The following is a 15,825-nucleotide window of genomic DNA, read 5'->3' on the forward strand; positions in this document are numbered from 1 at the left end:
CGACGGGACCACCTGATAAAAATCAGAAGTCCGCCGTAACCGTCAGCATGGCCGTGCGGGGTGCGCCGAGTGATACGAAGCGCCACTGGTTGACACCCGACCAGTATTTCTCATCCGTGACGTTCTGGATGCTGGCACGGAAGGTCATTGGTGTGCCGTAAAGCTCGGTTTTGTAGCGCGCGCCAAGATCAAGCGTGGTCCATTCCGGGATGTCCTGGGTGTTTGCGGTATCAACAAATTGCTCGGATGTATGCGTGACCGTACCGCTCAGCGTCAGGCCATCGACAAATGGGGTATCCCATTCACCAACAAGGTTGATCTGCATTTCAGGCGTACCGACCGGGCGAAGTCCTTTGCTTGACGCATTCACCGCCTTGGTGATTTCGGAATCAAGGAACATCACACCACCCATCAGGCGCACATCCTGGGTCACCTGACCAAAGACATTGAGCTCAATACCGCGGTTGCGCTGTTCGTTATCTGCGCGGAACTCGTTCGTAACAGAGTCCGTTGCACCGCTTGGCTGGGTGATCTGGAAGGCCGCGATGGAACCACCGATGGTACCGAAATCAAGCTTCACACCGGTTTCGATCTGCTTGGCGACATAGGGCGACATTGCTTCGCCAGAGTTCGATGCGGTTGACGGTGCGATGTCGCCCTTGTTCAGGCCTTCGATATAGTTGGCATAGACAGAAACGGTCTCAAGCGGCTTGACCACGATGCCCGCCATTGGCGAGATGACTTCGTCATTATAGCTGCTGGTTACCGCACCGCTTGTGTTGTAGTTATCGACCGAAATCGCCTGATGACGCGCACCAACGGTCACAAGAACCTGATCGCTAAAGAATGACATCGTATCAGCCAGCGCATAACCGGTAAGCTGGCTTTCCGAAGTCTTTGGCTTGTTGCTTGGTGCACTTACCGCAATTGGTGCAACGGCCAGTGTCGAATAAATATTGGCTGACGGGTTGGAGCCCGCATTGCTGATCCCTTGACGCAATTCATCTTCATAACGGGTCGCTTCAAAGGTCGCCTTATGCTTGATCGAGGCTGTTTCAAACTCGGTCCGCACGCCAGTACTGGCCGACCAGCGATCAGTCTGGAACCGGCGATATGACAAACCGTCATCAATATAGTCACCCGCTGCGTTCTGAACGGTTGGTGTCCCGAACAAGCGGTCAAGCTCGGTACGACCACCGCCGAAGCTGCCAAAGACAGTGATGTCTTCAATCACGTCATATTCGGCCTGGATCAGGCCCGACTGATCAACCGCATCGGACCATTCCCAATCCTGAATGGCGTTGGTTGAACCATCCGGTGCGTCGGGAATGACAAAGCCCGAGTTAAAGCGGAACTCACGTGCCGGAGCATTAAGGTTCTCCCGCTGATCAATCAGATCAAGCGATGCGCGGAACTTGTCACCTTTGTAATCAAGGGCCAGCGCACCAAGCGATGTTTCACGCGTCTGACGATCAAGGAAGGTATCGCCATTGTGGTACCCGCCGTTAAAGCGCACACCAAACTCTTCGTCTGCGCCGTAACGGCGGCTGAAATCAAGGTTGCCACCGCCCTGCTCGCCCCGACCGTAATCAAGGCTGACACGGTTCAGGTCTTCTTCGCCTGCACGTTTGGGCACGATATTGATCGCCCCGCCAACAGCACCGGTCGGGGACATGCCATTGAGCAACGCGTTCGGGCCTTTGACGACTTCGATGCGCTCAGCCAAACCCGACAACACGCGATAGGTCGGCGCAACACCATAGGCACCGTTAAAGGAAACCTCGCCGGTGTTATACAGGTTCACGCCAAAACCACGGATCTGATAGGTATCAAGGTTGGCGGTTTCGGCATTTGGCGCGCGCACGGACGGATCATATTGCAAGACGTCGGCAATCGTTTCGGCCTGCTGATCGGCGATGCGTTCGGCGGTGTAGCTTGTGATGCTGACCGGGGCGTCCATGATGTCGGTATTGCCAAGCATACCAAGGCGACCACCGCTTGCGACCTGACCACCGGCATAAGCCGCCGGAAGGTCGGACTGAACGCTGTTAGCTTCGACCAGAACCGGTGCGACCGTTACCGAACCATCCGCATTTTCGGGCGCATTGGCATCGACAAGGATCAGCGACTGGTTGCCGGTATCGCGATAGGACAAACCTGTCCCGCTAATAAGCTGTTCAATCGCATCTGGCACAGACATATTGCCGCGAATGGTGCGCGGCGCATTCAGGTCCGGCAGATCCACCGTATAGGCAATGCCCCAGCCGGAAACGTCGCCAATCTGGCTGACACCATCAGCGATGGATGTGACCGTAAGGTCAAAGGCATAGGTCGCCTGAGCAATTTCGATTTGTTCGGATTGTGTGTTTGAAAGTCCTTGCGCATTTGCCTGACCGATCATCATACCGGCGGGCACCCCCATTGATGTCGACATCAAAAGCGCTGAGATAAAGATATTCTTTTTTGATTTTGCCTGCTTGGAATCCAACTTCCCGCTCCACTGCTAAGTCTTTTCTTCAGGCAGGTCCCCCTGCATCTAGAAAGACAAACGAACGGGAAAAAGAACACCTCACGTCATGAGGTGCATTTTTTGCGAATTTTTCGCAATCTCAATAAATCACAGTCAACCAAGGTGAGGTTTTGACCAGTTTTGCCCCCACTGCGGCGGCCAGTGTTTCAAGCGATCTGTCGATATCTGCCGTTGGAAAACTGCCAGAAATCGTCTTGTCACCGATGTCCCCGACGGTCACAAATCGTCCGCTTGCGAAATTATCAAGCTGCGCGACCAAATCATCGACCCGCATATTGCGCACACTCAACCGGCCATGCATCCAGCTCTGTGTTGCGGCAATATCCACGCCGTCGCTAACAGTCAAACGCCCGGCTTCAAGGGCAACCACCTGCCCCGGGCCCAACAACACACCATCGCCATTCGCTTGGGTTGAAACCCGAACAGCGCCCTCTTCCACGCCAACACGGGTATTTTGCGTCAGGTAATCGACATTAAACCGGGTACCGACAACTTCAATCGTCGCATCCCCCGCCTTTACGCGGAACCGATCGCCATTGCGATGGGTCACGTCAAAAAACGCCTGCCCGCGCAAAAGCGCGACATCGCGTCGGCCATCTTCAAAGTCCGTTTTGATCGCACTATTGGCGGCAAGATAAACATGCGAGCCGTCTGATAGCTCAATATCGGTCACCATGTCCGAGCTGCTGACAATATCGGCCTGCATATTCTCGATCACATCAGGATTAAGGAACAAGGCCAATGCCGCACAGGCCGCCATTCCGGTAAAGGCAGAAACCGTGCGCACCGGTGAAAACCAACGGCGGAGCTTGCCAAACCCTGATTGTTTTTTGCTGCGGGCAGTCGCCAAACGGCTGGCCGGTTCTTCGACCTGGCCCCAAAGCACACGCATCTGATCAAAGGCCAACCGGTTGCCCATATCGGCATTCAGCCAGACATCAAATTCGACCTCTTGCGCAGCCGTCATTGAGCCGCCGATACGTCTTACGTGCCAGAGGGCGGCTTCATCCTTTTGCGTTTGGGTCGGGTTTTGGTCGGCTTGCATTGATCTATTGTTTGTCCACACGGTTGCGGCAGTTATCGCAGCCCTTCGGGCATGCACGCATCTCTATAACCAATAACGTATGACGAAGAAACATCCTCAGTCCGGTAGATAAATTCAGTCGACATCGCGATAATCAGACAAGCGTTCCTGACAATGGCGCATGGTGCGCGCCAGTTGCTTTTCCACGGCACTGATGGAAATGCCGTATTTTTTGGCCAGTTTCATATTCGAAATTCCGTCAATGCGATGAAGGATAAACATCTCGCGCGCCTTGGGTGTCAGTTCCAAAAGCGCCTGATCAAGGGCGGAAAGCGCCTGACGCGATTGCGCATGCTCTTGCGGTGATGATGTTTCATTCTGCCAAAGCTGCACGGGCAGAATGCCATTCATCACATTGGCCCGCCCCGCCGTGCTGCGATGATGGTCAATGACGGCATTGCGGACCGAAGCATACAGAACCTTGGTGTTTTCTTCGTCCGAGCCACGGTCACCCGCACGCATCAATCTTGCATAGACATCCTGCACAATCTCGACCGCGGTTTCACGATCCCGGACGCGACGGCTTGCCATCGACACCAGCTTTCCCCGGTGGTCTTCAAACAGTTTTGCAAGGGTGTTCTGCCAGAACTTCATGTTCAGATATTACCGCCATCACTTGGTCATCGCGCCCGCATGCAGTCCCGCGACGCTTGGTCGGACGGGTCATAACATTTGGGCGGGGTTCGGGCACTGCGACCTCCGGTCACAAATCACCCGACAGGCGCAACCTATCAATGATGATAATAATTTGCAATTGCAAATGATATTGTTACATCCCACCCCGCCAGGACCGCCCGGTTTTCGCGGCGTGGGAGAACTGTTTTTTCATTTTCAACCGATTCTGAGCATTCCAAGCCCCTGATTGGAAACGAAACATTGGCCTAAACCGAGCCACCTTCGGGCAGGGTTATGAAAAATATATAATGATAACAATCTGTTACATTTTGACAGATTTAGTTCACTATCAAAATTTCAAAACACTATAATTTTCGCTTGCAATTATTTTGGGTCATTCGTAACGTTTGTGAAAGAACAGAAAGGCAGTTGAGAACAACTGTCACAAATAAGAGCACCAGGGAGGAAGCGGTTGCTCACTTCAGACACATACGACATCGCCATTATTGGCGGTGGTATCAATGGTACCGGTATTGCACGTGATGCAGCTGGACGCGGGCTTAAGGTTTTCCTGTGTGAAAAAAATGACCTTGCCAGCGCGACCTCATCTGCCAGCACGAAGCTGATCCATGGTGGCCTGCGATATCTTGAACATTATGAATTCCGGCTGGTCCGCGAGGCGCTGATTGAACGTGAAGTTCTGTTGCGTGCTGCCCCGCACATCATCTGGCCGCTGCGTTTCGTGCTGCCCCATGTCAAAGGCCTGCGTCCGGCATGGATGATCCGTCTTGGACTGTTTCTGTATGATCATCTTGGTGGTCGTGAAAAGCTTCCGGGGTCCGAGGGCATCAAACTGAAAACCCATCCGGCGGGCAAGCCGCTGGTCGCAGGCATGGAAAAGGCGTTCGTCTATTCCGATTGCTGGGTACAGGATGCACGTCTTGTTGTCTTGAATGCGATGGATGCCCGCAATCTCGGTGCCGATATCGTGACGCGCACCGAATGTGTGTCGGCCAAACGTGATGGCGATGTCTGGAATGTCACCATCCGCGACGAAGATGGCGCGGAACATACCATTCGCGCCAAGTCATTGGTCAATGCCGCAGGCCCTTGGTGTGCGGAGCTTCTGGAAAACCGGGTCGAAGCCAAGAAGAAACAAGGCATTCGCATGGTTCAGGGCAGCCACATCGTTGTGCCCAAGCTGTTTGACCATGATTACTGCTATATCTTCCAGAACCCGGATGGCCGTATCGTTTTCGCCATTCCGTACGAACAGAATTTCACCCTGATCGGTACGACCGATCGCGATTACAAGGGTGACCCGTCCAAGGTCGCGATCAGCGCAGAAGAAACCGAATATCTTTGCAAGCTGGCCAACACCTATTTCGAGAAGAAAATCACGACCGATGATGTGGTCTGGGCCTATTCCGGTGTCCGCCCGCTTTATGGCGATGGCAGCGACGACGCATCAAAGGTCACCCGTGACTATGTTCTTGAGATTGATCAGGGCGATCATGGTGCGCCGCTTCTAAATATCTATGGCGGCAAGATCACGACCTATCGCAAGCTTGCAGAATCCGCGATGAGCAAGCTTTGCCCCCTGCTTGGGCGCGATGACACCCGCTGGACAGCCAACAAGCCGCTGCCCGGTGGTGACATCCCCGATGCCGATTTCGAGCGTTACCTTACCGCGATGCACAAGAAGTTTCCTTGGATTCCGGACGCTCAAATCTACCGTTACGTGCAAAACTACGGCACACTGACCCTTAATCTCGTTGGCGAGGCCTCTGATCTTAAAGGGCTTGGGCAGCATTTAGGGGATGACGTATATGAGTGCGAATTGCGCTATCTGGTAGACCACGAATGGGCCAAATCGGCAGAAGACGTCTTGTGGCGCCGCTCCAAACTGGGGCTGCATTTATCAGAAGAGACGCGTAACGCCATTGTCCAATGGTTCAAAACCGAACCGAAATCAAAAAACACCGTGAAAACGGGCGAAGGAAATACTGGAAAATGACCCTTACGCTTGAAAACATAACCAAGACTGTGGGAGGGGAGTCCCACATCGACGATGTGTCGATGACGCTGGAACCGGGATCATTCAACGTCCTTCTCGGACGGACCCTGGCCGGTAAGACGACCCTGATGCGTATCATGGCCGGGCTTGAACCGCCCACCAGCGGCCGTATCCTTGTTGATAATGTTGATGTGACCGGCATGGCTGTGCAGAAGCGCAATGTCGCGATGGTCTATCAGCAGTTCATCAACTACCCTTCTATGAATGTCTTTGACAATATCGCATCCCCGCTGAAGCTTCAGGGTGTAGATAAAGCCGAGATCGAAAAGCGCGTTCGCGAAACCGCAGCGCTGATGCATATCGAACATTTGCTTGATCGCCTGCCCCAGGAACTTTCGGGTGGCCAGCAGCAGCGTACCGCCATGGCGCGCGCCATGGTCAAGGATTGCAAATTGCTGCTGCTTGACGAGCCGCTTGTGAACCTTGACTACAAACTGCGTGAAGAGCTGCGCGAAGAAATTCCAAACATCCTGGCCGAGCGTGACACCATTGTTGTCTATGCCACCACCGAACCGATGGAAGCCCTGCTTCTGGGTGGTAAATGTGCGGTGATGCATGAAGGTCGCGTGACCCAGTTTGGCCCGACCACCAAGGTTTATCACAACCCGGCATCGGTCGAGACCGGTCTGATCTTCTCGGACCCGCCGATCAACCTGGTTGAAGCCGAAGTGCGCGAAGGCGCGATCTTTATGAAAAGCGGCCATCAAGTTCCACTTAAAGGTCACCTCGCAAATCTGGCCAATGGCACTTATACCCTTGGCATTCGTGCAAACCATCTGTCGGTTGATCCGACCGGGGATGACACGATCGCCATGCAGGGTCAGGTCGAACTGGCCGAAATCACCGGTTCTGAAACCTTTGTCCATGTGCATTTCAACGATGTGTCCTGGGTGATCCAGGAAGAAGGTGTTCACAACCCGCGTCTGGGTGAGGCCACTTCTTTCTATGTCGATCCGACCCGCCTGTTTGCCTTTGATGCGAACGGTGCGCTCGTGGCCGCCCCGCCGGTCGAAATTTCAAACGGCAAAGCGGCGTGAGGGTAGAGAAACAAAATGGCACGTATTGATCTTAAAAGCCTTGCGCATTCCTACTTCCCCGATCCGAAAACGGACGAAGATTATGCCCTGCGTCGGATGGAGCATGTTTGGGAAGATGGCGGCGCCTATGCGCTTCTCGGCCCGTCGGGCTGTGGCAAGACCACCCTTCTGAACATCATTTCCGGCCTTCTGACCCCGTCCCATGGTCAGGTCCTGTTTGATGGCAAGGATGTCACCAATCTGGCACCGGAAGAGCGCAACATTGCACAGGTTTTCCAGTTCCCGGTCATCTATGACACCATGACTGTCTATGACAACCTAGCTTTCCCGCTGCGCAACCGCGGTGTTGACGAAAAGCGCGTTGATGCGCGTGTGCGTGAAATCGCCGGGATGCTCGATCTGACCGGCAAGCTCAAGCAAAAGGCACGCGGCCTGGGTGCGGATGAAAAACAGACGATCTCGCTTGGGCGTGGTCTGGTGCGTGACGATGTCTCGGCCATCCTGTTTGACGAACCGCTGACCGTTATTGACCCGCATCTCAAATGGGTTCTGCGCCGCAAGCTTAAAGAAATTCACAACAAACTGCGTCCGACCATGGTGTATGTCACCCATGACCAGGTCGAAGCTCTGACGTTTGCAGACAAGGTCGTTGTCATGTATGGCGGCAAGGTCGTGCAGCTGGGCACCCCGCAGGAACTGTTTGAAAATCCGGCACATACCTTTGTCGGTTACTTCATCGGAAGTCCTGGCATGAACATCATGGATTGCAACATCGATGATGGTGCAGCCTGGATTGATGGTCAGCGCATTGGTCTTTCGGATCGTCACCTTGAAGCGATTTCCAAACAAAGTGGCAAGATCGAACTGGGCATCCGTCCGGAATTCCTGACGCTTGAAACCGGAAACGCCACCAAGGGCGACGGTGTCGAAGTCAATATCATCAAGGTCGAAGACCTTGGCCAATACAAGATCGCAACCACCCGTTTCGGGTCATCTGAAGTCAAAGTAAAGCTTGGCGAAGACGAACAGGTAATCGGCCAGTCCGGTATTCTGCGCTTCGCACCTGAATGGACCAAGCTTTACGCCGACAGTCAGCTGGTCGCGTAAGGGGGGATGAGGAAATGAACAAGATTACCAACAACAAGGCCTGGTTCCTCGTCCTGCCGGTCTTCTTTATTGTCGCCATCAGCGCGATCATCCCGCTGATGACGGTTGTGAACTATTCGGTTCAGGACATTTTCGATCCGCAGACCCGCTTCTTTGTCGGGACAGAATGGTTTGAACAGGTTCTGGCAGACAGCCGCCTGCATGACGCGCTGATCCGTCAGATCGTCTACACCATGAGCGTTCTGTTCATCGAAATTCCGCTGGGCATTGCTGTTGCCCTGACCCTGCCGCGCAAAGGCTGGGGTGTATCGGCATCAATGGTTCTGCTTGCCCTGCCGCTGCTTATTCCTTGGAACGTGGTTGGCACCATCTGGCAGATCTTTGGCCGTGCAGACATTGGTCTGGGTGGTTACGTCATCAACCTGATGGGCATTGATTACAACTACGCCCAGAACCCGATGGATGCCTGGCTGACCGTTCTTGTCATGGACGTTTGGCACTGGACCAGCCTGATTGTTCTGCTGTGCTATGCCGGTCTTCGTTCGATCCCGGATGCCTACTATCAGGCCGCAAAGATTGACGGTGCGTCGCGCTGGGCCATCTTCCGCTTTATTCAGCTTCCGAAAATGCAGTCGGTTCTCGTGATTGGTGTTCTGCTGCGCTTCATGGACAGCTTCATGATCTATACCGAACCGTTCGTCCTCACGGGTGGTGGTCCGGGTAACGCAACCACCTTCCTCAGCCAGTTCCTCACACGGATGGCAGTTGGTCAGTTTGACCTTGGTCCGGCAGCAGCCTTCTCGCTGGTCTACTTCCTGATCATTCTGCTGGTTTGCTGGGTTTTCTATACCGTCGTGATGAACGCCGGAAAGCAGGGGGAACAATAAAATGCAGTTCCAGAAACGACATATCGGACTTCTTCTTTACATTCTGTTCCTGTTGCTGCCGATCTATTGGCTGTTCAACATGTCGATCAAGACCAATACGGAAATCCTGGGCGCTATGACCCTGTTCCCGGATAACCCGACATTGGCCAACTATGCGACGATCTTGACCGATCCGGCTTGGTATACCGGCTATATCAACTCGATGATTTATGTCGGGATCAACGTTGTGATCTCGCTCGTGGTTGCGCTTCCGGCGGCTTATGCCTTCTCGCGCTTCAACTTCACTGGCGACAAGCATCTGTTCTTCTGGCTTCTGACCAACCGTATGGCACCACCGGCCGTATTCTTGCTGCCGTTCTTCCAGCTTTATTCAAGTGTCGGCCTGTTTGACACCCATATCGCTGTGGCCCTTGCACACTGCTTGTTTAACGTGCCGCTGGCTGTCTGGATCCTTGAAGGCTTTATGTCTGGCATTCCAAAGGAAATCGATGAAACCGCCTATATCGACGGTTATTCGTTCCCGCGCTTCTTTGCCACGATCTTCCTGCCGCTGATCCGTTCAGGCATCGGTGTGACAGCCTTCTTCTGCTTCATGTTCAGCTGGGTTGAGCTGCTTCTGGCCCGCACCTTGACCTCGGTCGAAGCAAAGCCGATCGCAGCAACCATGACCCGTACCGTTTCGGCGTCTGGTCTGGATTGGGGTGTTCTTGCCGCAGCTGGCGTTTTGACAATCGTCCCGGGTGCCTTGGTGATTTGGTTCGTTCGTAACTACATCGCCAAAGGTTTCGCCATGGGTCGCGTGTAATCGGAAAACAGGAGGAATTTCAACATGGCATGGATGGCCTGGACCCCGATTACCGCAGCGTTTTTCAGCTGCATCATCCTGATGTTGATCGGGATGGGAATTTGGCAAGCGGTTTCACCAACCGTTCCACGGCGCGGCTTCTTGCCGCTGGTGACCACACGTGGTGATCGCTTGTTCATCAGCTTGCTTGGTGCAGCCTATATCCACTTGGGTTGGTTGGCATTTACCGATGTCGCCCTTTGGATTGGCTCCATCATCGCCCTTGCATGGCTCATCATTGTGATGCGCTGGGGCTAAGAATTCGGAACGGTACCGTGTCCTACAACGGTGCCGTTCCTTCTGCATTCATCACGGTGGGTTGCCGTCTTCCCCCACCGTTGATGACCGGGTTTACCGGATGAGCAAAAAGGAAGACGACCAGGGAGAAAACGACATGATCGTTAAAGCCAAAGGTGCATCGAGCGTTGTTAAAGGCAGTGCCGTAGCAGTCGCCCTTGGTCTGGCTGTGCTGGCGAACCCGGCAATGGCAGATCAGTACACCGATGCAGCGAAAAAATGGATCGACAGCGAATTCCAGCCGTCGAGCCTGAACAAAGATGCCCAGATGGCCGAACTTGAGTGGTTCATCAAAGCAGCTGAACCGTTCCGCGGCATGGACATCAACGTGGTGTCTGAAACCATCACCACGCACGAATATGAGTCCAAAGTTCTGGCAAAGGCATTCTCGGAAATCACCGGGATCAACCTGACCCACGACCTGATCGGCGAAGGCGATGTCATCGAGAAACTGCAGACCCAAATGCAGTCGAACCGTAACATCTATGACGCTTACATCAATGACTCGGACCTGATCGGTACCCACTCGCGCTATGACGCAGTTGTACCGCTGTCTGACTTCATGGCTGGCGAAGGTGCAGACGTCACCTCCCCGACCCTGGATCTGGAAGACTTCATCGGTCTTTCCTTCACCACCGGTCCGGATGGCAAGCTTTATCAGCTTCCTGACCAGCAGTTCGCGAACCTTTACTGGTTCCGTTACGACTGGTTCCAGCGTGAAGACCTGCAGAAGCAGTTCAAAGACAAATACGGCTATGATCTTGGTGTTCCGGTCAACTGGTCGGCATATGAAGACATCGCAGAATTCTTCACCAATGACGTGAAAGAAATCGACGGCAAGCAGGTCTATGGTCACATGGACTACGGTAAAAAAGACCCGTCGCTGGGTTGGCGCTTCACCGATGCGTGGCTGTCGATGGCTGGCGCTGGCGACAAGGGCATCCCGAACGGCCTTCCGGTCGACGAATGGGGTATCCGTGTTGAAGGTTGCGCACCGGCTGGTTCGAGCGTGACCCGTGGTGGTGCTGCAAACGGCCCGGCGGCTGTTTACGCACTGACCAAATACATTGACTGGCTCAAGGCTTATGCTCCGGCAGAAGCTGCTGGCATGACCTTTGGCGAAGCTGGTCCGGTTCCGGCACAGGGCCAGATTGCTCAGCAGATCTTCTGGTACACCGCGTTTACCGCGGATATGGCCAAAGAAGGTCTTCCGGTTGTGAACGAAGACGGCACGCCGAAATGGCGTATGGCACCGTCGCCGCACGGCCCGTACTGGGAAGAAGGCATGAAGCTTGGTTATCAGGATACCGGTTCCTGGACCCTCATGAAATCGACCCCGCTTGAGCGTCGCAAAGCCGCTTGGCTCTATGCTCAGTTCGTGACCTCCAAGTCGGTCTCGCTGAAAAAGACCCTTACCGGCCTGACCCCGATCCGTCAGTCGGACCTCGACACGCCGGAAATGACTGAAGCAGCACCGAAACTCGGTGGTCTGGTTGAGTTCTATCGTTCCCCGGCACGTGTTGCTTGGACCCCGACCGGCACCAACGTTCCGGATTACCCGAAACTGGCTCAGCTCTGGTGGCAGAACGTTGCCGAAGCTGTAACCGGCGAACGGACCCCGCAGGAAGCCATGGACAACCTCGCGAACTCCATGGACCGTGTTCTGCAGCGTCTGGAACGTGCAGGTATTGGTGGCGAATGCGCACCGAAACTGAACGAAGAACGTGATGCCCAGTACTGGTTCGACCAGCCGGGCGCACCGAAGGCGAAACTCGCCAACGAGAAGCCGCAGGGTGAGACCGTTAAATATGACGATCTGATCGCTGCATGGCGTGAGGGCCGCGTCAAGTAAAGGCCCACTGGGGGTGCCGGGGATGTTTTCATCCCCGGCCGTCCCGCCCGATTTTCAGAACGAATTTGATATATTTGCAGTCTGTTTCATTAGGTCATTAAGCCCACAAAAAGCCCAGACATCCGAAAAACGGATGCGCATGTCCCACAAGGGAATGTCTGCCCAAACATAAGATAACCAGCGGGCCAGACAGGGAGGAAACAGTGAATACCGCCATCAAAAAACGACGCGCTGGCCTTGGCATTCAAGGTCGGCTCATGGCTTCTTTTGCCTTAATTCTGGTTCTGGCCGGCATTTCATCGGCCGTATCCTGGGTCTCTTTTGGCAATAGTCGCGATCTTGTCGCTGACATCACCACCGACAGCCTGCCTTCCATCATCCGTCAGATGGAACTGGCGATGAACGGTGTCGGATTGGCTGCACAGGCCCCGGTTCTGGCAGCGTCGCGTAATGCGGACGAGCTTGCTGAAACCGAAGCACGTCTTGATCAGTTGATCGCCGATGCGCGCACCCGCCTGACCGAGATTGCCGATGCCAATCCCGAACCGGTGATGATTGATCTGTCTGCCAACGCTGACCTCGACGCTGCCGAAGACGGCGCGCAAGCAAGTGACATGGCAGAAGGCGACGCAACGACGGAAACGGCTGCGACCGAACCCGAACTGGTCGATGCAGTTGCAACCCTGACAGCCCAGCTTGATGACATTGTCGCACGCCGTGAAAAGCTTCATCAACTGACCACCCAGCGCCTTGATATCGAAAAGCAGCGCGGTGATCTGACCCTTGATATGGTCTTTGCCTATGGCGATCTGTCCGAATTCATAAGCCCGCTGGTCGAGGTCGTTGATATTGACGTTGATCGTGGCATTTCGCGCGTTGCCAATGGCAACACCGATGCCGCCGCCAAGCTTGAAGAAACCATCGGCTTTTCCAAACTGATTTCCGAAATCCGCGCGAATGTGAACCTTGCCTTTGGCATGCTGACTGCTGCCATTGCCGTCCCCGAAGGCGAGGCAATGGACGAAGTCCGCAATCAATGGAGCTGGGCTGAGCTTCGCATTACCGACGCGCTTGAAGACCTGCCCGATAATGATGATGGCAACCGCATTCGTGAATTGGCCAAGGCGCTTCTGGCCTATGGCACCGGCGGGGATAGCGTGTTTGATCTGCGTGAAACCGAATGGGACAACCAGTATCAGACCGAGCAAACCCTTGATGCGACCCTTGCCACGGCCGAGGCCCTGTCAAAATCCATCTCGCTTATGGTTGATGCCAAGCGTGACGCGGTTGATGCCAATGCCACCGATGCCCTGTCGCAGGTAGACCGTGATCAGCGTCTGATTGCCATCATTGGCGCGGCTGTTCTGGTGATTTCGCTGGCGATCCTGATCTTCTATGTCCGTGGCAACCTGATCAAACGTTTGCTGCATGTGATTGATGGCATGCGCAAAGTCGCCAATGGTGATCTGTCGACCGAGGTCAAAGACACCGGCCGCGATGAAATTGGCCGCATGGCTGAAATCCTTGGACAATTCCGCGAAACCAGCCTTGCCGCCCAGCAGGCCGAGGAAAAAGTTGCCCGTGAACGCGAACATGCCGAAGCCAAACGCCGTCGCGACATGCTTGATCTGGCGGATGCATTCGAAGCATCGATCATGCAGGTGGCCGAGGGTGTCGCCCGCGAAGCGGAAAACATCCAGACCACATCCAATCAGGTCCGTGATCGTGCCCAGGTCGCCTCAACCAACGCCACCGGTGTTGCCGGCGCGTCCGAGGAAATCTCGATCAATATGGCGTCCGTGTCTGATGCGGCCCAGTCGCTCTCAGAACGCGTTCGCGATACCGGCCACCGTGCACAGAAATCGGTTGGCGCTGCCACCAGCGCGGTTGAAGCCGCCCAGCGCACCAACGCGACCATGCATGAACTTGAAACCGGCGCGCAGGAAATCGGCGAGATTTTGAGCCTTATTCAGGATATTGCCGCCCAGACCAACCTTCTCGCACTCAACGCAACGATTGAGGCCGCCCGTGCGGGCGAAGCAGGCAAAGGCTTTGCCGTGGTGGCGCAAGAAGTCAAAAACCTTGCCAATCAGACCGGGTCTGCGACTGATCGCATTGCCGAACGGATCAATGAAATCCAGTCGACAACCGGCATTGCCGTTCAGGCAATCGCAGGCATTCGTGACAGCATTACCGGCATTCATGAAACCGTTGGTGAAATGTCCGATGCGGTCAGCGAACAACAGGAATTCGTTGCCGAAATCGCCAGCAATGTCGAGCAATCAGCAACCGCTGCTGGCGAAATGAATGGCACGATCGCACAGGTTAGTACGGCAGCTGATGACAACCTTCAGGCCGTTGATGGCCTGCGCGAGGCAACCGATCGCCTGCGCAGTCAATCTGATGACCTTGGCAATCGTGTACGTGAGTTCCTGAGCAATATCCGGTCCGAGCAAACAGAAGAAACAACCTCCTCCCTGCGATGAGCGCACCTCGCCGGGACTGAGCGGGCTTTCGCCCCGAATTGTCCAATCAGTCCCGGCATTTTTTTGCCCCCTCTTCGCAGCAAAATGATAGACCTGTTGATATGAAAAACATGATCGTCCGCCCGTCAAATTCGCCCCGTATTTCGGCCCTTAAATCCATGGTCGCCATGCCAGCAATCGGCGTTGCTGCGTGCCTTGCATTTGGCACGTCATCAAGCGCGCATGCCGCTTCTGCCCTTGATGACGGCATCTCGGCCTATCGCCATGGGGAGTTTGAAAAGTCGGCTTCGATCTTTGCCCCGCTTGCGGAAAATGGTGACACCACAGCCCAGTATCTTCTGTCCTGTCAGACGATCAACGGGGCTGGTGTAACCGCCAATGAAGATGCCGGTTGGGACATGATGAAAAAGGCCGCTGGCAACCTTCAACCTGACGCCAGCATCATCATGGCGCGCAAGCTTGAAGCCGATAAGGCGCCCCGCGATCTGATCCGTGGTCTTTATCAGCAGGCAGCGGACAAGGATCAAACCCAGGCCATGCTGTGGCTGGCCCTTGATGCGATGGATCAGGGCAATGCTGATCAGGCCAAAGAGCTTTTGGAAAAGGCATGGGAACTTGGCGATCCGCGTGCGGCCACCCTTTTGGCCAACCGTTTCACCAAATCTGATAGCGGCCGGTATCAATATCTGCGCGCTGCGGCCCAGCGCGGTGAAATGCGCGCAGCAGCCTATTTGGCCGAAGAAGCCAAATCGGTTGACGACACGGCCGAAGCCGTTGGCTGGTGCGCGATTGCCACCGGCCTTCCGGGCCATAACGAAGATGTCGATTGGAAATCAATTGGCGATGCGGTCGAAGACAATTGCTCGAAATTCGACAAGGATCTTGATGCCGAAGACCGCGCGGCCAACCGTGAAAAAGTTGACCAGTTCCTTGCCAGCTTCTTTGAAGAATACAAACCCTGGCAACCCTGGCAGGCGTGCGCTGTCAGATAGCCTTAATTCAAATTTAT

12 protein-coding genes are annotated in these 15,825 nt (G+C 54.6%); 9 read left to right on the forward strand and 3 right to left on the reverse strand.

Annotated elements, in window-relative coordinates; translation table 11 throughout:
- Nucleotides 1-22: 22 nt before the first annotated feature.
- The 3 genes from ACMZ66_RS07035 to ACMZ66_RS07045 all read right to left on the reverse strand — a co-directional run bounded on the left by ACMZ66_RS07035 (nucleotide 23) and on the right by ACMZ66_RS07045 (nucleotide 4,208).
- Entirely contained in the window at nucleotides 23-2,488 is a 2,466-nt protein-coding gene (locus ACMZ66_RS07035; RefSeq protein WP_416935789.1) for a TonB-dependent siderophore receptor, read from the reverse strand.
- Nucleotides 2,489-2,609: 121 nt separating this feature from the next.
- A complete protein-coding gene (locus tag ACMZ66_RS07040; RefSeq protein WP_416935790.1) occupies nucleotides 2,610-3,575 on the reverse strand; it encodes a FecR family protein in 966 nt (321 codons plus the stop codon).
- A 114-nt stretch (nucleotides 3,576-3,689) separates the two neighbouring features.
- Nucleotides 3,690-4,208, reverse strand: a complete 519-nt coding sequence (locus ACMZ66_RS07045; protein WP_416935792.1) for an RNA polymerase sigma factor — start codon at nucleotides 4,206-4,208, stop codon at nucleotides 3,690-3,692.
- Between the two features lie 493 nt (nucleotides 4,209-4,701).
- Between ACMZ66_RS07045 and glpD the strand changes: the two genes are divergently transcribed.
- The 9 genes from glpD to ACMZ66_RS07090 all read left to right on the forward strand — a co-directional run bounded on the left by glpD (nucleotide 4,702) and on the right by ACMZ66_RS07090 (nucleotide 15,808).
- The gene (gene glpD / locus ACMZ66_RS07050; protein WP_416935794.1) at nucleotides 4,702-6,246 is read left to right on the forward strand and encodes a glycerol-3-phosphate dehydrogenase; all 1,545 of its coding nucleotides are present in this window, start codon (nucleotides 4,702-4,704) and stop codon (nucleotides 6,244-6,246) included.
- Complete coding sequence (locus ACMZ66_RS07055; protein ID WP_416935796.1) at nucleotides 6,243-7,343, forward strand: ABC transporter ATP-binding protein; 1,101 nt, start codon at nucleotides 6,243-6,245, stop codon at nucleotides 7,341-7,343. Before glpD ends, ACMZ66_RS07055 begins: the two co-directional genes overlap by 4 nt.
- Nucleotides 7,344-7,358: 15 nt before the next feature.
- Complete coding sequence (locus ACMZ66_RS07060; protein WP_416935798.1) at nucleotides 7,359-8,450, forward strand: ABC transporter ATP-binding protein; 1,092 nt, start codon at nucleotides 7,359-7,361, stop codon at nucleotides 8,448-8,450.
- A gap of 14 nt (nucleotides 8,451-8,464) precedes the next feature.
- The gene (locus tag ACMZ66_RS07065; RefSeq protein ID WP_416935800.1) at nucleotides 8,465-9,337 is read left to right on the forward strand and encodes a carbohydrate ABC transporter permease; all 873 of its coding nucleotides are present in this window, start codon (nucleotides 8,465-8,467) and stop codon (nucleotides 9,335-9,337) included.
- 1 nt (nucleotide 9,338) lies between these two features.
- Nucleotides 9,339-10,142, forward strand: coding sequence for a carbohydrate ABC transporter permease (locus tag ACMZ66_RS07070; protein WP_416935802.1), 804 nt, complete (start codon nucleotides 9,339-9,341; stop codon nucleotides 10,140-10,142).
- A 24-nt stretch (nucleotides 10,143-10,166) separates the two neighbouring features.
- Entirely contained in the window at nucleotides 10,167-10,439 is a 273-nt protein-coding gene (locus tag ACMZ66_RS07075) for a DUF2160 domain-containing protein (protein WP_416935804.1), read from the forward strand.
- Between the two features lie 136 nt (nucleotides 10,440-10,575).
- Nucleotides 10,576-12,330 carry an ABC transporter substrate-binding protein gene (locus ACMZ66_RS07080; RefSeq protein WP_416936212.1) on the forward strand — a complete coding sequence of 585 codons (1,755 nt, stop codon included), beginning with the start codon at nucleotides 10,576-10,578 and terminating at the stop codon, nucleotides 12,328-12,330.
- Nucleotides 12,331-12,587: 257 nt separating this feature from the next.
- Complete coding sequence (locus tag ACMZ66_RS07085; protein WP_416935806.1) at nucleotides 12,588-14,816, forward strand: methyl-accepting chemotaxis protein; 2,229 nt, start codon at nucleotides 12,588-12,590, stop codon at nucleotides 14,814-14,816.
- Nucleotides 14,817-14,917: 101 nt separating this feature from the next.
- Nucleotides 14,918-15,808, forward strand: a complete 891-nt coding sequence (locus tag ACMZ66_RS07090) for a sel1 repeat family protein (RefSeq protein WP_416935808.1) — start codon at nucleotides 14,918-14,920, stop codon at nucleotides 15,806-15,808.
- The last annotated feature ends 17 nt before the right edge of the window (nucleotides 15,809-15,825 follow it).

Origin of the sequence: Thalassospira sp., from assembly GCF_048059015.1 — a bacterium.
Lineage (GTDB): Bacteria > Pseudomonadota > Alphaproteobacteria > Rhodospirillales > Thalassospiraceae > Thalassospira.